Origin of the sequence: Microcoleus sp. AT9b-C3 (genome assembly GCF_036705485.1) — a bacterium.
Taxonomy (GTDB): Bacteria; Cyanobacteriota; Cyanobacteriia; order Cyanobacteriales; family Microcoleaceae; genus Microcoleus.
On the sequence record NZ_JAUBUR010000036.1, the window covers coordinates 1 to 17,531 of the forward strand.

Consider the following 17,531-nt stretch of genomic DNA (forward strand, 5'->3'; position numbering starts at 1 on the left):
TGTTTTTATTGTAACAGAAAATAATCTCTAGGGGGAATATTAAATAGAATCTTTTTGAGGGATTAGTAATTATTAATTAAACTTGTAGAGGTAGGTTCACTAGAATCCCTTATTTTTTAGCAACGATCGCCCCGAACCTCACTTCACCAAAATGGCGATCGCCCTCAACCCTTCAAATCTCCCCCTTCACCTGCATCTGATGCACCTTGTCAGCCAACTCTTGCAAGCGCTTTTCGTCCAACTCGTCGATCGCCAGCATCCCGACATAGATGATTTCCTTCAGCGTTAGTCGGGTTGCTAGCGCCTTTTTCTGCACAATTTCCTTGATGATGGGGCTCACCCCGATGGCGGTACTGGCTCTAGTCACAAAGGTAAGGGGAGATTAACAACTTTGACTAAATCTTAGCACCTTTAAGCTGAGCTTTTATCTGCGATGCAAAATGCTTAAGCGCGTCTTGACAAGACGAAACAAAACGGCTTATAGTGGAAATGTGGAAAGGCCGATCGACCTTTTCCCCTCAAATCTCGCCGTTGACCTGCATCTGATGCACCTTGTCAGCCAATTCTTGGCGGCTTTCCTTATCGAGTGCATCAATTGCCAGCATTCCCAAGTACACGACTTCCTTCTGAGTTAGTCTTGTCGCTTGGGCTTGTTTTTGAATGACTTCCTTTATCACGGAACTGACCGCGATCGCAGTATTAGTTTTAGCCACGAAGAATAATCAACTATTAATAACTTTCCTTGATGTTATCATCCTCAATCCGATTAACTACAATAATGTTTGACTAACTACAGTTAATCATGCTATAGTGTAAAAAATACAAAAAAGCGATCGCCTCACGTCTGGACAACTAAGGGCGATCGACCTACTCCTCCAAAACCTCAACCAAATCCTCAATCATCACATCAAAAGTCCGAGCTAACTTCCGCAGGCAAGTAAAGTCAACCATTGCCATTTCAGGACGACGAGCATAGCTTCTGACAGTGCTATAAATTACCCCGGAACGATCGGATACTTCCTTAAGCGTCCAGCCCTTCTCCGCCGCTAGTTCCCGAATTTTTAGCCTGACTAAACCCATGCTTGACAGTTGATGCAATTGCGTCGTAAAATTTTATATGTAAAGAGCGATCGCCCCCCGGCCTGGAAAACTAAAGGGCGATCGTCTGTAAAACCTAATCTGGACAGATTATTTCTTTCTCTCAAAAAGTGCATTTGCCATATCCAGAAGTCTACTAACCATATCCAGAGGTCTACTAGCCATGATATCAGAAACTCCGGCAAAATCGCGGGCGATCGCAGAATCGAAAATAATTCACAAATCTCCCATCCTGCATCCGCTGGCGAGATTTGTCACAGAAGAAACAGTCGCACTCCTGTTCAATATCGCAGCAGACGAGATTTACCGCATCGAATGCTGTCGCTACATGGTTTACGTTTACGCCAAAGGCATTAGTCGGTTTGTCAGCTACGCCGATTTTCCCCCTATTTTAGAAGTAAAGCCGCTCGCACCTCAAGATTTTGGCAGATGGTACAAACGCTGGAAAAGCAAGCAAGCACCAGCATTTTGGACGAAATTCTACACTCACAAGTTCAAAAAAGCTGTTTCAGTTGACAGCTTGCTGGAGTGGGGCAAACTGGTAGCTACAGTTAAATCGGCAATTTCTGGGGCGGCGCTGCAACAGCTACGAGATGTCTATGCCCAAGAAAAAGATTTGATGGAGAAATTTTCAAGTGCGATCGCCCCGAGGAGCAACTGCGACAATGGGCAAAGGAAAAATTAAAATAAATGGCTAAGTGAGAAAATGGAGGTAGAAAATGGACAATCACCATGCCTAGAAAAATTCGCGAGTTAAAAGCTCAGATTACCCGTGAGGGCTTTATTTATTTGCCAAAACGCGGAAAAGGCAGCCATGAAAGATGGCAGCACCCTTTGATTGGGAAGACATTAACAATTCCAGGCAAAGACGGAGATGATGTGCCACGCTATTTAGAGAAGCAGTTGGCAATATTGTTAGCCGAACTCGACGAGTTAAAGGAGGAAGATTCATGAACCGATACAGTATGATCGTCCAATGGTCTGACGAGGATCAACTTTTCCTCGTGACAATTCCAGAGTTTGCCGAGCGCGTTGTCATGCCCTGTACCCACGGCCAAACCCGCGAAGAAGCCATCCGACATGGAGAAGAAGTGCTCGAAATGTATCTAGAAGCTTGGCAGGAAGAAGGTGAACCCATCCCCGCACCTAGCATTCTTCAAATCGCCTAGAAAACCTCATCCTCGATTCCCAGCCACCATTCCCCCAGATTCATTAAATCTTTGTGAAGGTCAGTAAGTTCTGTCATATACTCTTCAGCAGAAATCTCCGATCGCCTTTCTTGCAATTTTTTGAGTCGCAGTTGCACCAAAAGCCAAGGTTTGGAAATCCCGTCCTTTGCTTCGATATATTTGGCTAGATCTTTGCTATCCATAGTTATGGGTTATTTGTTATTGGTTAGATCATTTCCGGTTGTATGGGAATGATCTAACCGCAGAGAACGCAGAGAACGCAGAGAAATCAGAGGGGAAAAAGAGAGAGAGGAATAATTATGATGCCAAGTAGCTTAATATTATAGGACTTTTGAAACGGTTTAAAAAAGCTCTAATTTTTCCCAGTCGGTTTCAACCGAATTGAGCTTTGAGCCAGGGGTTGAAACCCCTGGCGGACTAACGGACTGGCGGACTTAGAAGCTAAGATGCCTCCGGCAAACATTTTTTACCTATAATCCGAAGTCTGAATATTCTTCAACTTCGCAGCATATTTCATGCCGTACTCCGGGCGACAGAAGCGATCGATCTGAGACTCAAAGAAAGCCCGATTTGCCTTCAAATGCTTGGGATTCGGGTCATCTAAAGGATACAAAAGAGCAGTCCGCAAAGCTTGAATCACCGCCGAAGTAACGCAGTACATCGATCGCTGGAATGTCACCCCAATTTGATTGAGGATATCATCTTCGCCGCGACAGCGCTGTTTGTAGAAATCCATCAAATAAGGTGGCAGGAAATGCAGCATATCCTGTGCTAGCAAAGTCGGCGGAATCCCCGCCGTACCTACCGGGAATTTGTCTGCATACAAAACTCCGTAGTGGAAGTCTTTTTGGTCGTCAGGAACTTCCTTAGCTTGAGCGTTGTAAGATTTGGTGCCTCGGAACGGCGAAGTGCGATAAAATACAGCTTCCACGTAAGGTAACGCTGCTTCGTAAAGCCAAGTGAAACCTTTAGATTTGGGGATAATTTCGTACTTCTCGCCGTCGATGTAAACGTGGTGGTAAATGGGTCTTCCGGCGATCGCAAATATGCCATTTACTAGGAAATCCATCGCCTGCGGGACTGTGGTAATTTTCCCTTCGTCGTACAAGTCGGAAACTTCAAAAAACACCGGTGCCATTACTTCCCAGAATAAACCGAGATTGCTGTAATAAGACATTTGGCGACACTGTTCTAAAAACATTTCGGGAAATGCTTTGTGAAGTGCCAGCATGAACGGGTCTTTTTTGAAGTAAGCTTTAATTGCTCGATCGGCATTAGCCTTATATTCGTCACTGTCCAAATAAGGATCGAATTGATTGGTTGGGACGTACAAGCCCCGGTGCCACAGCATCGCCCTCATGCACTCTTCGGCAAATTCCATGTTAATGCGATCGTGCCACAAATGGTGGAACAGTCGCGGGAGTTTACCAGTTTCACCCTTCTCCATGAACTCCAAGAGTTCCGGGTGAACGCTGCCAGTCCCGCGCCAAATCCGCAAATCTGCACCGTCACCTGCATAGTGATTTTGTAAATCTAAATACTCTTGGGGTAAAAAGTATTTAAAGAAAGGAAGCGGGTGTAAAAATACTCGTTCGGCGATGTAAAGCAAGTCCCGCCAGTAAAAGTCCATCGGCACCGCGTAAGCTTTCCAAATAGCGATGATTTGCATCAGATTTTCCGGCGTATCTGGAATCATCGCGCCGCCAGCTTCTAGTCTGTGAATTACCTCGGCAAATTCGTGCTTGGAAGGAGGTAGTTTAGTTGCTGGTTTTGTAGGAGTTTGTACCATTTTGATTCACTCTAAAATTACTTCCCAATTTCCTGTAGTATCAGCTAACATTAGCGGTTATATGGCTTTGGTAGTGTCACTTCCCAGGAGATAGCTTAGCTATCTCCTGAGAGATCCTACTACTTATCTGTCGCGCTTTCCAGCCCAAGGAGGAGGGCCTTCTGGAGAGCGGATCTCGATCGTCGTTCCATCGGCCCGCTTAATAGAAAAGGCATCAAATTCACCTTCATCCATCTCGCCGACAACTGTTACCCGTTCGTTTTTGGTTAGATTAACTTGACGCCACCAGCGAGGGCCGGCATCGACAATTACTTGTCCGGTGCCATCATCCAGAATGAAATCATTTCCTACGACACTAAATACTGTGCCTGATATGGTCGTTCCCTTGTTGGAGGAGCGCAACTCTCCGATCCGGTTTTGAGCTTGTACTAAAACGGGATTTATCAGTACGGCAAGAGCCGTAATTGTGGCTAAACTGAAAAATACTTTCTGTTTCACAATGAACTACCTCCTGATGGTTGGTGCGACTTTAGTTGCTAAGGTATGGCAACTGCTAGAGCCGTGCCGGACATTGATGATGGCTGAAACCTTTGATCGGTAAGCATTTTACTTCTGACTCCCCACTCCTGACGAATGTTATAAGTAACCAATGATTAACCAAACGCCGATCGTCCTATCAATAGTATCACACAGAAGGAATGGCGGGATCGCGGCGCGTAGGGCAACAGGAATACCGATAATAAATTTTACCATCGGTGGGTTTTTGATTAATTACTAATGTCGATCGTCTCCGATCTTTCCCGCAGCATAGCCACAATCGGTATTTGGGCATTTCTGTCCGCCGGCAGGGTAGCAACGATCGCATTTGTAGTAGATTCGCTCCACTTGAGCAGCCAAGCAGGTTGAATTCCCAACACAAAAATGATGCCCGCCAAAACCAGCGCCGGCATATTTTCAGCAAACGTAACTGGAGGGTAGTAAGCCGTGGCATTATCCAACTTCCCAAAACAGGTGCGGTTGAGCAGAATCACAAAGTAAACTGCTGTTAAACCCGAAGCTAAAATGCAGATTAAAGTGGGAATTGGAAAGATAGAGAAACTGCCTTGAAATACTAAAAATTCGGCAATAAAACCCACTAAACCGGGAATTCCGGCGCTTGCCATACCGCCCAAAACTAACAGGGAACTAGCCGTGGGTAAACCCCGCATCGGATTCATCAAACCGTTGAGCACATCCAAATCTCGCGTGCCGACTTTGCTTTCGATGATGCCTACTAAATAAAATAGCAAAGCTAAAATTAAGCCGTGGCTTACCATTTGCCCGACAGCGCCGATTAATGCCAGCTTCGTACCCGCGGCGCAGGCAACGAGGATGTAGCCCATATGCCCGATCGAACTATAGGCTACCATGCGTTTGATATCTTTTTGGGCGATCGCGCTCAAAGCACCGTACATCACGCTCACAGTCCCGATAATCGCTAAACCGGGAGCTATAATCGACCAAGTTTCGGGAAACATCTGCAAGCCAAACCGCACTAAACCGTATGTTCCCAACTTCGCCAGAATCCCTCCCAGCAAAATTGCTGTTGCTGGCGAAGCTTCGACGTAAGCATCCGGTAGCCAAGTGTGCAGCGGCACCAAGGGAATTTTAATTCCCAACCCAATTAGCAAAATTGTTAGCAGGATTAACTGCAAATTTCTCGGCAATTCTTGAGTGGTAATCGCACTGTAATCGAAATTTAAAGAACCGCTCAGCCAAGCCACACCCAAAAATGCTGCCAGCACTAAAAGTCCCGAAACTGCCGTGTAGATCAAAAACTTCATGGCAGCGTATTCCCGCTGCTTTCCGCCCCAAATCGCAATCAACAGGTAAAAAGGAATTAATTCTAGTTCGTAAAACAGTACAAACAGCAGCAAATTTTGAGACATCAAAGCTCCCGCCACACCCGCATTGATTAGCAAAATCAAAGCGTAGTAAAGCTGGGGGCGCTCCATCTTTTCGCCCGTACCATAAATGACTAATAGCGTCAGCAAAGCACTTAAAACCAGCAGTGGCAAGGACAAGCCGTCAATGCCCAAGTTGTAGCTCAAACCTAATTGCGGAATCCAAGGCCAATATTCTTGAAATTGCAGTCCCGAATTGGCTGTCTCGAATTGAGTCAAAAGCCAGATATTCAAAAGGAAAACAGCAGCAGCAAAAGCCGAAGCTATTGAACGCATACGCATCCCATTGATATTTCCGGGCAGGAACCCGACTACCGCAGCGCCCAACGCGGGCAACCAGAGCAAGGCACTAAGCATAATGTGTGAAGAGTGAAGAGTAAAGAATCTATTTGGTCGCCTATTGTCTTTGATAAGTTGAGAGTTTATATGTTAAATTTTCCCCCAATTATCAATTCCAAATTCCCTCAAGACTCAGGAATAATAGTGACTGTCCCCGTATCTAAATCGTAGTATCCACCAACAACTTTCAGTTTATTCTCTTGAATTAACTTAGAGATAACTGGAGAGGCTTTCAACCTGTTAGCTTGCAGCATAACATTGGCTTTGACGGCATTTTCTAGACTATCGCCCGGTTGGTTTTTCGAGCTTTCTATAGCCGGCTTAATGGCGTCGATCAAACTGCCAATTTGACCGGGAACTTGAGCTCCTTTAATGGTTGCGTCTACCGCACCGCACCTTTCATGCCCGACTACCATAAGCACTTTTGCTCCCAGTACCAGCGCGCCAAATTCCAGGCTGCCAATTTCTTCTGGGGTAGCAACATTTCCGGCCACGCGACAGACAAATAAATCTCCAAATCCTTGATCGAAGACAAATTCCGAAGGAAAGCGGGAATCTGCACAGCCGAGAATAGCAGCAAAGGGTTTTTGAGATTTGGCAACTTCGGTGATGCGCCCAAAGTCTTGGTGGGGATTTTGGCGTTTTCTGTCAACAAACCGCTTGTTGCCGTCCATTAACTTTTGCAGAGCTGCATCGGGAGTCGAGTCATTTTGAGCAATTGCCGGTTCGGGTGCAGCCAAATCAGCGCCTGCTCCTGCTGCGAGTATTCCTGTACCAATAGCACCTGCGACAAATTTGAGGGAATTGCGCCGGGAAAGATTGAATTGCCTGTGGTTTGAGGTCATGTATGCTGCCTTATTTGAACGAGTTTGAAATCTTTGTTCAAGAATTCATATTTAAAAGATTTTAGATTAAAAATGTCATCTCAATCTAAAATCTTAAATTTTAACTCTATTTACCCACCCACAATCAGCGACAGGCGAGCTAGCAAAGGCCAGCTTACCAGCAGTCCCAAAACCGCAACTCCGAACAGAATTGTCAGGGCATAAAACTGAGTTTGACCGTTAACGTTGTATTTGAGGCTTTGCCCGCCAAAAACCGTTGCAAAACCGATTAAATTAACGAATCCGTCAACAATATTGCGATCGACCCAGGAGATAACTCGAGCAACTAGACCGACTGCAAATATCACTGTCACCCGGTAAAGTTTGGCAGTGTAAAAGTCGTAGGCAAAAAAGTCTTGGAGGGCTTCAGAACCAATTCGCACCGGTTTTTCCCATTTCTCGTTCAGGTAAACAAATGCTCCTGCACCGATGCCGATCGCGGTTGACAAAACTAGCAGTCCAGTGGCGGTATAATTCAAACTTGCCCCAGGCAAGACCTGCCACGTCGCCAGCAAGTGCGGAACGTGCAAAGTAAAGCCCATTAAAACAGTCATCGGCAAGATAAAAGGCCAGTGAACTTCCGGTGAACGTTCGGTCATTTGCTTTGGTTTGCCGCCGAAAACTAAACCGAAGACGCGCACCAAGCCAAAAGCAGTGATGCCATTTACAAACAGCACTATTCCTAACAAGAAAGGGTGAGTTTGCCAAAGCCCGGATGTGAAGTCTTCTAAAGCCCAGAAACAGCCGAAGGGCGGCAGTCCCACCAATCCAGCGCTACCGACAATAAACGATATCGCTGATATTGGCCGCTTTCTCCACAAACCGCCGAGAGATCGGACATCCTGAGTGATGCTGTTCCAAACTACCGAACCGATGCTCATCACCAGCAAACCCATTGCCAAGCTGTAGGCAAATATCAATGTCAGGGCTGTCTGGGCTTGTCCGGTGCCGACGGCGATAAATACTAAGCCCATGTAAGAGCTGACTATATAGGAAAGCGTGCGCTTGATGTCGATTTGGGCGATCGCAATTAATGAAGCACCAACCGCCGTCGCAGCACCTACAATAATAGTTATCTTCAGTCCGATCGGCGACAAAGCAATCACCGGCTGCAATTTAATCAATATCCAAGCACCAGTTTCCACAACTACGGTGTTCCGCAAAATCGTTGCCGGCAGCGGGCCTTCCATCGCCTCATCCAGCCACAGGTGCAAGGGAAACTGAGCGCACTTACCCATCGGGCCGGCAATCAAAGCTAAGCTCAACAGCGTCGCTACAGTGGGGTCAAGCTTTGCAGTCTGGGCCCAAACAGCCAATTCGTCAAAATTCCAAGTTCCAGCCAGCGGCAGAATTGCGACTACTCCCATTAGCAGGAATAAGTCACCCACCCGCTTTGTTAAGAAAGCGTCGCGGGCTCCTGTCACCACCAAAGACTGATTGAACCACAGCCCGACTAGCAGGTAAGTACCCAAAGTCAGAACTTCCAAAATCATGTAGCTGAAGAACAGGGAATTGCACAGTACCAAGCCGCACATCCCCGCTTCAAACAGCCCCATCAGGGAAAAGAACCGAGCCCAGCCCCAGTCCATTTCCATGTAACCAAAAGCATAAATCTGCGCCAGCAAGTTCAGTCCGGTAACCAAAACTGTCGCGCCGACGGTGACTGCAGAGATTTCTACGGGAATGGTTAAGTCTAAACCTGCTACATTCAGCCAGGGAATTAACTGGTGTTGTGTCGGTTGGTTCCAGATAGCTGTGAGGGCGATGACGCCGTGTAGGAAAGCGAAGAAGGTTAATATGGCGTTCACGTAACCGGATGGTCTTGGCCCCGTGCGGCGGGTAACAGCCGGAAACCACAGCATCGACAGAACTCCGCCGATGAGTGGATAGCAAGGTATAAACCAAACGGTCTGGAGTAAGATTTGAGCCATTGGCATTACCTGTAAAGGTTACAAAAATTTAAAATTATGAGAATAATTCCGATCGCGCTGACGACAGCAGTGGAAAGCCAGAAGGCAGAAGTAAAGAAAATTTGGGGGTTTGCCTCTGAGTTGGTTCCCGTCGTCAAACCGAGGGCTTCAGAATCGACTTATTAATTTTATATTAAGTATTGCATTAATTTTTCATATTTCTGATTAAGCATATCTATATTCACCAATAAACTTCACTTATAGGTATTTATAGGCGCAGATTGTATACAAACGAATATGTGTCGATTTCACATCTTGCGCCCTTTTGATGAACAGGCAGGATGCCTGTTCCACAAGAATTCAATTTTTTTTGTGGGGAGTAGGGGTTGGGCCCCAGTGCCCGCCGGTGAAAGGCTTATGTTGTAAAATATTAAAACCGCTCAATGTCCCAAGCTGCTAAAGGAAGTTTGCCTTGGCGCTGTCCGATCGACCTTGCCTTAACATTCAAAAGACCGATCGGCGTATTAAACAAATCTACCAGATCGGCTCGGTCGATCCTCTTCGAGGGCTTCGCTAACGCGCATTTGGCAGCAGCAACTGGAAATTCCTTTAACAGCCACCTAGCCAGCCGGTAAAAATATTCCCCTGTTGTGAATTCTCGCATCAAATCGACACCGTGGAGTTCGTGCAAATATTTATTGGATTCGCCGTACCGATACCATTGACTTTGCAACTGTTTTATTGTAGAACGGTGGCGGTGTCGGACGATCGCATTTTCGGCAAAATACATTTTATAGGATGTTTCCCGCAAAATCCGCCAACACAAGTCAGCATCGCCGCCACTGGTGAGGTAAGGGCGAAATAATCCTATTTGTTGTAAAACTAGCCTCCGTACAGCTAAGTTGGCGGTTTGACCGTAGGGACAAAAAGGGTGAGCGAGAGTATGTTTTTGAGATAAAATATTTTGGCGATCGGCGTGTTGTTCTAAAATAGTTTTACCGGGCAATGCGACTATTTCCCCGGCTGAAAGTGCGATTTCTACATCTAAAAATGGTTTAACTAAATTTTCCAGCCAGTCAGATTCCGGGCGACAGTCTGCATCGGTAAATGCAATGATTTCGCCTGTTGATGCGCGAATTCCTTTATTGCGGGCGGCGTAGGAACTTTGAATCTGATTTTCGGTGAGATGACGAATAATTATTCTATCCAAATTGCCTCCCCCCCTTAGTAAGGGGGGGACTGAGGGGGGGTTCAAGTTTGTAGCTGTTTGGATAATTGCTGAAGTGCGATCGCAACTATTGTTGTCTACTAAGAGATATTCTACACTGTCGATCGGATAAGTTTGCGATCGCAGGCACTCGATCAACTCCGGCAAATCCATCTCGCCGTTGTAAACTGGCACTACCACCGAAACTTCCGGTAAAAACATTTTGTTGTTAATGGGGAAGGAGGCACAACACTGATTATGACACGGATACACGGATTAATGTTTGTACTTCCTCCTAATGACTACTGACTGCTGACTACGGACTAATTTCTACTGCCGTTCCCTTCTGCACAAACCGATACAACTCCTCAACATCTTTATTTTCCAGCGAAACGCAGCCCAAAGTCCAGTTCGATCGATTTTTTATAATATTATGCGAATTAGGAGGAACGCCGTGAATCCCGACTTCGCTGCCTATACTCTCGCCCCACCTAATTGTACCATCTTGCTTAGCTTTTATATGTTTGCGCCAAGATTGTTTGGTTGGATAATCCAGCCACAGAAACTTTGACCAAGTTTCGTGAGGGTACATATCTTTAATACTAAAAACACCTTCCGGCGTCCGCAAATCCCCTGCTTTTAATTTATCACCTGCGGGATTGCCGCCAAATACAACAGGATAAGACTTGATTGGCTTTTTATCAGAATATACAGTCAGTCTGTATTTTGATTTTTCAACCAAGATTGAAATTCTAGTTTTATCTAACTTATCCGGTTCGCCTAAAATTTTTGTTAACGACTTGTCGTAGTTTAATAAATTATCTGCCTGCAATTTGGTATGTAAAGTAGTTAAATCATCAGCCGAACAATTATTTAAGCAGAAAACATCTAAAATGTAGGCGATTGGCACAGCATAACCGAGTCTGACAAGTTTCCAGTAAAAAATTGAGCTAGCAGCCAGCAATATAAGGCTTGCAAATGAAAGAATTATCCAAGTATTGCCCCTTCTTTTTTTGAGTTCCATTGTCTTAACTAGGGATATCACTTCTCAAAATTAACACTTCCGACCCTTAAACAGGCAAGATGCCTGTTCCACAACTGCATTCAGTTCTTGTGGAACAGGCATCTTGCCTGTGTCTTTCAAATAGTAGAAAATATCTCTTACATCCCCTGTGCAATCCGTCACGCAATCCGTTCTCAACTGTTTCCCGTCAACATCAGAATCATTAACACTAACGCCCCGTTAGTTAAATAAAAGATTCCCACAACCTGAGTTTCCAACCAGCCGCACAACTCTAAATGATGGTGCAGTGGAGCCATTCTTAACAGACGCTTGCCGATACCATCAGGCCCTTTTGTAGCTTTGTAATAACCTACTTGAGCAATTACTGACAGCGTTTCTACAAAGAAAATCCCGCTGATAATTAATAATATCCAAAGGCTATTTGTTAATAAAGCTACCGCACCCAACGCACCGCCCAAAGCTAAAGCCCCTGTATCGCCCATAAACACACTGGCTGGATTGCGGTTGTGTGCTAAGAAACCGAAACAACTGCCGCTGATGCAAGCGCAAAATATCATTAATTCGGGCGAAGTAGATGCTACAGATGCACCTAGTCCCAAAAGTGCGATCGCCCCCAAACCGCCCATCAAGCCGTCAACACCATCGGTAAGATTAGTAGCATTGCTTTCGGCAACTAGCACAAAACCAGCCAGTGGCCAGAACAGCAAACCTAATGGCAATACCCAACCGAAAGGCAAAGCAACATTCGTAGAAATTGCAGGTTGATGAAAAATCAGCCACAGACAAAATAGAGCTGCAAAACCTATTTGCAAAGCCAATTTCATCCGAGGTGAAATACCTTTGTTCGACTTACGTCGCAGAATTTGCCAGTCATCGAGCCAGCCAATGAAACCGTAAGCTAAAGTTAAAGCCGATACGGCAACAACATCTGAGTTAAACTTAGACCAAAGTAAAGCGACTGCTACCCCGGCAGGTACAAAAAAGATGCCTCCCATTGTCGGCGTTCCCGCTTTTTTCAAATGAGCTTGCGGGCCGTCTTCGCGAATTATTTGTCCTGCTTTTAGTTGCTGGAGTACGGGCACAACTGCATAGCCCAACCCCGACGCAACTAAAGCACAAACAACTAGCGGCATAAATAGCGATGCAGGTAAATTCAAAAATCTACCCGCTGCTACATCTAAACCGATCGCTAAAAGGCCGAGCCCCAAACCCAGCAGCAGGAATAAATTCTTGCCTGTAAGTTTGAAAGGCAGACTAAAAGGGATTTTCTCATCCAAAAAGTTATCCATAACACTCCTCACCACACACTATTTGAGAATAAGCAATTGACAATGGGGGAATAGGGTGCGATACAGGAGATTGAGAAATCTCTTAGTTTTTCTTCCCTGTTTCCGGTTGATTTCTTCACCCTTCTACCCGTTATTCTTCGCCTACACTCACATCCTCTTCTACTTCCTCTTCTAAATCATCGTAAGGACTGTCGTCAACTGCCATAAGTTCAGAAATTTCTTCTTCGTGGAGATAGTCGGGTTCTTGGACATCCCTTGCTAACAGGCGATTGTTAGATTCCAACCAGTCTAAAAGAGAAGATTGCTGCTTTAATGGAATTACATCCGCAGGCAAGTGGCGAGGTATTTGACGCAGAGATGGGTTGTACATGATTCTCGGTTTTTAAAGACAAAGACGCGATCGAGTAGAGGTAACGTTTTGCCGACGAACTGCTAATTTGATCAAGCACTTGCAAATCGGGCATTGAGCAAGGCTAAAGCATTATACCACAGGCACTGTTTGGTTCCGGATCGGATAAGATGGGAGACCCAAAAGGCGATCGCCCCCCAAGCATGGGCATGAGGATAACACTAAAATCCGCTCTTGCCAATCCTTCTTTAGCCGTAAGCATTGTAATCTAAGACGATCGTCTTTAAGATATCGCGGCCCACGCCGCGATCGTATTCTGCAAGCCTCGCTAACGGCAAGGGGTTGATTCAAAACAGTCTTCTGGTTTTTCATCAAAGCCTGAGCCCGCATGCCCTCTGGCTTCTTCAGTCAACTCTCAAGCAATAAATCTCAGCATGGATATAACGGCAGCGGTTTTATACAACAAAGAGGGCTACCACACCGGAGGCAAAAAACTTCTGGGGCGTCATTCAGCCGGAGAAGGGTTTCTCAAAAGCTTAGTCCAACACGGAACCGCTGAATCTCTCTACTGTTGCGCCGATAGCCAAACCACGTTTAAGGATTTTTGTTCGCACATCCAACCTTGGCTGCAAAAACCTCGGAAAGTTCGCTGGATTCCCACAGAACGACCGGATTTGCTATCTCAACCGGGCACAATTTACCGACCCGATCCTGTCCTGTCGCAGATGGTGTGGGCGCGCAGATTTGTCGATCAGCGGGCCTACAGCGTTTGCGGCGTTACTCACACGATCGGTACACAATACATCATGGAGGCGATCGGCAATTTGATAACCGCACCCATGCAGCCTTGGGACGCCCTGATCTGCACCTCTGGCGCCGTGAAAACAGCAGTAGAAGGAGTTATGACCGAGTGGTCTGAATATTTAGCCCAGCGTAACGGCGGTAAACCGGAAATTTTGGTCAAATTCCCCGTTATTCCCCTAGGAGTCGATTGCAGCGCGTTTCCGCAGGGTGTGGAAGCAGTTAATAGTCGCCGCCAACTGCGGCAAGAACTCGGCATTTCTCCCGAAGATATTGTTGTGTTATTTGTCGGTAGATTGACTTTTTCTGCAAAAGCTCATCCAGTACCCATGTACATCGCCCTAGAACGGGCCGCACAACAGACAAAAGCCAAAATCCACTTAATTCAAGCCGGTTGGATCGAAGATCCGAGAGAAGAACCCGACTTTAAAAATAGCGCGCCAATATTTTGTCCCTCGGTGAATGCTATTTTTTTAGATGGGAGACAGCCGGAAATTAGAATAAATATTTGGTCGGCGGCAGACATTTTCATTTCGCTTTCCGACAACATTCAAGAATCCTTCGGACTGACACCAATAGAAGCTATGGCGAACGGACTGCCGGCCATAGTCTCCGACTGGAACGGATACAAAGAATCTGTACGCCACGAAATAGACGGCTTCCGCATTCCCACACTCATCCCACCCCCCGAATCTTGTTTAGATTTAGCCCTAAATTATCTTGACGGCAGCTTAAATTGGCCCACTTACATGGGTCACACTTCCCTCGCCACAGCAGTTGACATTGATGCTTGCACCTTGGCTTTGTGCCAATTAATTGAAAACCCAGAATTGAGAAAGCGGATGGGGGAAAATGCGAGACAAAGGGCGAGGGAAATTTATGATTGGAAAGTAGTAATTGCTGCTTACGAACAATTGTGGCGGGAATTAGCAGAAATTCGCCAGGGGGCACCGGAGTCAGCACCTTTAAAACCTGGGAAGCCGCCTTATCCCCTAGGCGACGATCCGTTTCGGGTATTGGGTAATTATGCGACTAGAAGTTTAAGCAATGAGATGATGCTGAGTCTGGGTGCGATCGCCACACCAGAACTTTTAAAGCAGGTACAGACAATTAGGTTTACCAGTTTTGGTGAGGATAGGAGAATATCTGTTAGCATTCAGATGGAGATATTGGATACAATTAAGCAGGAAGGTGCGATCGGCGTGGGGGAACTTATCCGACGCTACGTTAAAAACGAGCAAGAATTAGCCGACCTGTATCGGACACTGCTTTATTTAGTGAAATTTGATATCTTAGTGATTAGTTGTTAATACTCTGCGGACTCGGCGATTAAAATCGCTACTACACAAAATTTCCTCCCTCTCGCTTGAGACTGAAGAAAAGAACGGTCTGACTTTGGCCTCACCTGCGATAATTAATCCGTGTATTCGTGTCAAAATCCGTGTCGTGCCTTCCTGCTTAAAACATCATGCTTAGAAAATCTACACTATTAGAGATAATTGCTGGTAAGAATCGAGGTTTACTGGCGACTCCCACCGACAAACAAGCGATTTTAAGTGCGATCGCCCAATTGGAAGATTACAACCCCACACCACGGCCTGTCGAAGCCGCAGAGCTTTTAAATGGTGACTGGCGGTTATTGTACACCACCAGCCGCGACCTGCTGAATCTTGACAGTTTTCCCCTGGTGAAATTGGGTCAAATTTATCAATCTATCCGCGTCAAAGAATCTAAAATTTACAACATTGGCGAACTTTACGGCTTGCCGTATTTGGAAGGAATTGTCAGTGTAGCTGCGAGATTTGAGCCAACTTCCGAACGGCGAGTGCAAGTGAAGTTTGAGCGGTCTATATTAGGTTTGAGCAGGTTGATTGGCTATGAATATCCGGGGAAGTTTATCAATGAGATTGAGTCGGGGAAAAAGTTCGCTGCTGTAGATTTTGGGCTGGATACTGGCGAACAGCAGGGATGGCTGGATATTACTTATTTGGATAAAGATTTGCGGATTGGACGGGGGAATAAAGACAGCGTATTTGTATTGACAAAAGAGTGACTTTGTGATGTGTGATTAAGTGCGATCGTAATTTCATCCGCGTTTATCCGCGTTCATCTGCGGTTAAAAATCAAAAATATATCACTTTTGCCAACAATTCAAGACTTCATCAGTATTCTTACTCCGTCGGTTTTTCCTGTTCTTTTTTTTCCATCGGCATTGACTTTCTGACAGCTAGCACTAACTCCGCTTCGGTACATCGATACAAGTCCCGCATTCGGAATACTTGCCAAACTTCCATTTTTGGCAATGTTCGACCCTTTTCCCAGTTGCGAATTGAAGATTCCGCACATTCTAGTATATGTGCTACGTCTATAATTTTCAGCCCTGCACGTTCTCTTAAGGCTCTCAGATCCATAGCTGACCGAACCTTTTGAGAAAAAAAACGTTAAGTTTTACCGTTAATAGTTGACGGAAATGACTGGTTTGATGTTTAATCATAGTAGTAGAGGCGTTAGTCGATTCCCGCCAAGAGACTTACTAACGCCCTTTCCTGTACTCCTTACGAATACAACACGATTATGACACAAAATGGTTATCAACAGGGATTCGCAGCGAATCCTGGGGCGATCGCGTACCAAAAACGGCTGTACCCTTGGGCGATCGCCAAACTCATGCCCAGTATGCAGCGGGCGATTGTGGGGCGATTTCGCAGTCGATCGGATGCTGACGGACACTTGCTGTGTCTGCGTCAACTCATGCCTCAAACAACGCTTGTCGTAGTCTTTGACTTGCAACCAGACTAAAAGTAGGATTAACCCCCCGTGGTTGCCCCTTTAAGAGTAAGGTAGACACGGGGGGATTACCCATGCAAGTTGTTCACAATTCATACAGGATTGCTATATATATTTAAGTTAGTTACTCATTATCAGATATTTGATTTCCCCAAGCTTCACAGTTATGGTAAATTCTCACAAATCATATAGGCTTGCTATATGATTTGTGAGTAAATTAAGATCGCCCGTTAATCCAAAACAATATAACTGAAGTACGCACGAGCGCAGCTATCCCGTAGGGAAGCGCCTACAATAGAATCAACACTTCTCCTCTCAAGCGCCATGCAAATTGTTTTGTCACCTGAAGTCGAAGCCCTCGTGCAGCGTCAACTCACGACTGGCAAATACAAAAGTGCGATCGAAGTAATCCTCGCAGCCATTCAACTCCTGGAAAAACAAGAAGACATTTATCAAGGACGACTGCAAGAACTTCAACGAGACGCACTGATTGGTCAGCAAGCATCCCAACGCGGTGAAGTTGTAGATGGCGCTACAGCCCTAGCACAAATCCGCGCCAACTTGCGTAGGCGTAGCCAGCCGTAGGCATCGCGCTGCAGTTCCTAAGCATGACTCCACAATTCCGCCTCACTGAACCCGCAATTCAAGACATCGAGCAAATTGTAGACTACATCGCTCGTCAATCGGGACTCGATATAGCCGATCGCTTTTTAAGCAAGATCGACGCAAAATTTGCCAAAATTGCTCAGTTTCCCAACCTGGGACGACAACGAGACGAAATTTTACCCGGTCTACGCAGTCTCCCGATGGGTAACTATCTTATACTCTATATGCCGATCGGACAGGATATAGAAATCTTTCGGGTTGTCAGTGGTTATCGAGATTTATCAGCCCTGTTCACCGATGTTGATGATTGAATTA

At 45.8% G+C, this 17,531-nt stretch carries 23 protein-coding genes; 9 read left to right on the top strand and 14 right to left on the bottom strand.

Going from position 1 to position 17,531, the window contains the following annotated elements; all coding sequences use genetic code 11:
- Positions 1-172 precede the first annotated feature (172 nt).
- The 3 genes from QUB77_RS25315 to QUB77_RS25325 form a co-directional block, all read right to left on the bottom strand.
- Complete coding sequence (locus tag QUB77_RS25315) at positions 173-367, bottom strand: hypothetical protein (RefSeq protein ID WP_333178469.1); 195 nt, start codon at positions 365-367, stop codon at positions 173-175.
- Between the two features lie 151 nt (positions 368-518).
- Positions 519-713 (bottom strand): hypothetical protein, encoded by a 195-nt coding sequence (locus tag QUB77_RS25320; protein WP_236506337.1) that lies wholly within the window; start codon positions 711-713, stop codon positions 519-521.
- Positions 714-867: 154 nt separating this feature from the next.
- Complete coding sequence (locus tag QUB77_RS25325) at positions 868-1,080, bottom strand: helix-turn-helix domain-containing protein (protein ID WP_006631307.1); 213 nt, start codon at positions 1,078-1,080, stop codon at positions 868-870.
- Between the two features lie 181 nt (positions 1,081-1,261).
- Between QUB77_RS25325 and QUB77_RS25330 the strand changes: the two genes are divergently transcribed.
- Genes QUB77_RS25330 through QUB77_RS25340 form a run of 3 tightly spaced genes read left to right on the top strand, consistent with a single transcriptional unit; the run spans position 1,262 to position 2,267 of the window.
- The gene (locus QUB77_RS25330) at positions 1,262-1,783 is read left to right on the top strand and encodes a hypothetical protein (RefSeq protein ID WP_333178466.1); all 522 of its coding nucleotides are present in this window, start codon (positions 1,262-1,264) and stop codon (positions 1,781-1,783) included.
- 47 nt (positions 1,784-1,830) lie between these two features.
- The gene (locus QUB77_RS25335) at positions 1,831-2,052 is read left to right on the top strand and encodes a type II toxin-antitoxin system HicA family toxin (RefSeq protein ID WP_333078501.1); all 222 of its coding nucleotides are present in this window, start codon (positions 1,831-1,833) and stop codon (positions 2,050-2,052) included.
- Positions 2,049-2,267: a type II toxin-antitoxin system HicB family antitoxin gene (locus QUB77_RS25340; RefSeq protein ID WP_333078499.1), complete on the top strand. Its 219-nt coding sequence runs from the start codon at positions 2,049-2,051 to the stop codon at positions 2,265-2,267. Before QUB77_RS25335 ends, QUB77_RS25340 begins: the two co-directional genes overlap by 4 nt.
- Here QUB77_RS25340 and QUB77_RS25345 read toward each other — a convergent pair.
- The 6 genes from QUB77_RS25345 to QUB77_RS25370 all read right to left on the bottom strand — a co-directional run bounded on the left by QUB77_RS25345 (position 2,264) and on the right by QUB77_RS25370 (position 9,174).
- Positions 2,264-2,470 carry a hypothetical protein gene (locus QUB77_RS25345; protein WP_172190588.1) on the bottom strand — a complete coding sequence of 69 codons (207 nt, stop codon included), beginning with the start codon at positions 2,468-2,470 and terminating at the stop codon, positions 2,264-2,266. The genes QUB77_RS25340 and QUB77_RS25345 overlap by 4 nt on opposite strands.
- A gap of 284 nt (positions 2,471-2,754) precedes the next feature.
- Positions 2,755-4,077: a CO2 hydration protein gene (locus tag QUB77_RS25350; protein ID WP_333178462.1), complete on the bottom strand. Its 1,323-nt coding sequence runs from the start codon at positions 4,075-4,077 to the stop codon at positions 2,755-2,757.
- A gap of 123 nt (positions 4,078-4,200) precedes the next feature.
- Entirely contained in the window at positions 4,201-4,575 is a 375-nt protein-coding gene (locus tag QUB77_RS25355) for a NirD/YgiW/YdeI family stress tolerance protein (RefSeq protein WP_333178459.1), read from the bottom strand.
- A 269-nt stretch (positions 4,576-4,844) separates the two neighbouring features.
- Positions 4,845-6,377 (bottom strand): NADH-quinone oxidoreductase subunit M, encoded by a 1,533-nt coding sequence (locus QUB77_RS25360; RefSeq protein ID WP_333178456.1) that lies wholly within the window; start codon positions 6,375-6,377, stop codon positions 4,845-4,847.
- Between the two features lie 107 nt (positions 6,378-6,484).
- Entirely contained in the window at positions 6,485-7,204 is a 720-nt protein-coding gene (locus QUB77_RS25365; RefSeq protein WP_333178453.1) for a carbonic anhydrase, read from the bottom strand.
- Positions 7,205-7,314: 110 nt separating this feature from the next.
- Entirely contained in the window at positions 7,315-9,174 is a 1,860-nt protein-coding gene (locus QUB77_RS25370; RefSeq protein ID WP_333178450.1) for an NAD(P)H-quinone oxidoreductase subunit F, read from the bottom strand.
- Between the two features lie 36 nt (positions 9,175-9,210).
- On the opposite strand from QUB77_RS25370, the gene QUB77_RS25375 reads away from it, so the two are divergent.
- On the top strand, positions 9,211-9,339 hold the full coding sequence (locus QUB77_RS25375) for a hypothetical protein (protein WP_333178447.1): 129 nt from the start codon (positions 9,211-9,213) through the stop codon (positions 9,337-9,339).
- A 244-nt stretch (positions 9,340-9,583) separates the two neighbouring features.
- Here the strand turns inward: QUB77_RS25375 and QUB77_RS25380 are convergent, their stop codons facing one another.
- The 4 genes from QUB77_RS25380 to QUB77_RS25395 all read right to left on the bottom strand — a co-directional run bounded on the left by QUB77_RS25380 (position 9,584) and on the right by QUB77_RS25395 (position 13,043).
- Positions 9,584-10,582: a glycosyltransferase gene (locus QUB77_RS25380; RefSeq protein WP_333178444.1), complete on the bottom strand. Its 999-nt coding sequence runs from the start codon at positions 10,580-10,582 to the stop codon at positions 9,584-9,586.
- Between the two features lie 94 nt (positions 10,583-10,676).
- Positions 10,677-11,384: a L,D-transpeptidase gene (locus QUB77_RS25385; RefSeq protein WP_333178441.1), complete on the bottom strand. Its 708-nt coding sequence runs from the start codon at positions 11,382-11,384 to the stop codon at positions 10,677-10,679.
- A 173-nt stretch (positions 11,385-11,557) separates the two neighbouring features.
- The gene (mraY, locus tag QUB77_RS25390; RefSeq protein ID WP_333178438.1) at positions 11,558-12,673 is read right to left on the bottom strand and encodes a phospho-N-acetylmuramoyl-pentapeptide-transferase; all 1,116 of its coding nucleotides are present in this window, start codon (positions 12,671-12,673) and stop codon (positions 11,558-11,560) included.
- Between the two features lie 130 nt (positions 12,674-12,803).
- Entirely contained in the window at positions 12,804-13,043 is a 240-nt protein-coding gene (locus QUB77_RS25395; protein ID WP_006631296.1) for a DUF3134 domain-containing protein, read from the bottom strand.
- Positions 13,044-13,456: 413 nt separating this feature from the next.
- Here QUB77_RS25395 and QUB77_RS25400 point away from each other — a divergent pair, with 413 nt between their 5' ends.
- Together QUB77_RS25400 and QUB77_RS25405 are read left to right on the top strand one after the other, a co-directional pair.
- On the top strand, positions 13,457-15,133 hold the full coding sequence (locus tag QUB77_RS25400; RefSeq protein WP_333178435.1) for a glycosyltransferase family 4 protein: 1,677 nt from the start codon (positions 13,457-13,459) through the stop codon (positions 15,131-15,133).
- A 158-nt stretch (positions 15,134-15,291) separates the two neighbouring features.
- Entirely contained in the window at positions 15,292-15,876 is a 585-nt protein-coding gene (locus QUB77_RS25405; protein ID WP_333178432.1) for a PAP/fibrillin family protein, read from the top strand.
- A gap of 118 nt (positions 15,877-15,994) precedes the next feature.
- Here the strand turns inward: QUB77_RS25405 and QUB77_RS25410 are convergent, their stop codons facing one another.
- On the bottom strand, positions 15,995-16,234 hold the full coding sequence (locus QUB77_RS25410) for a helix-turn-helix transcriptional regulator (RefSeq protein ID WP_332959530.1): 240 nt from the start codon (positions 16,232-16,234) through the stop codon (positions 15,995-15,997).
- Between the two features lie 163 nt (positions 16,235-16,397).
- Here QUB77_RS25410 and QUB77_RS25415 point away from each other — a divergent pair, with 163 nt between their 5' ends.
- The 3 genes from QUB77_RS25415 to QUB77_RS25425 all read left to right on the top strand — a co-directional run bounded on the left by QUB77_RS25415 (position 16,398) and on the right by QUB77_RS25425 (position 17,527).
- Positions 16,398-16,622 (top strand): hypothetical protein, encoded by a 225-nt coding sequence (locus QUB77_RS25415; protein WP_333178429.1) that lies wholly within the window; start codon positions 16,398-16,400, stop codon positions 16,620-16,622.
- Positions 16,623-16,934: 312 nt separating this feature from the next.
- On the top strand, positions 16,935-17,195 hold the full coding sequence (locus tag QUB77_RS25420; protein ID WP_333178426.1) for a type II toxin-antitoxin system ParD family antitoxin: 261 nt from the start codon (positions 16,935-16,937) through the stop codon (positions 17,193-17,195).
- A gap of 23 nt (positions 17,196-17,218) precedes the next feature.
- On the top strand, positions 17,219-17,527 hold the full coding sequence (locus tag QUB77_RS25425; RefSeq protein WP_333178423.1) for a type II toxin-antitoxin system RelE/ParE family toxin: 309 nt from the start codon (positions 17,219-17,221) through the stop codon (positions 17,525-17,527).
- The last annotated feature ends 4 nt before the right edge of the window (positions 17,528-17,531 follow it).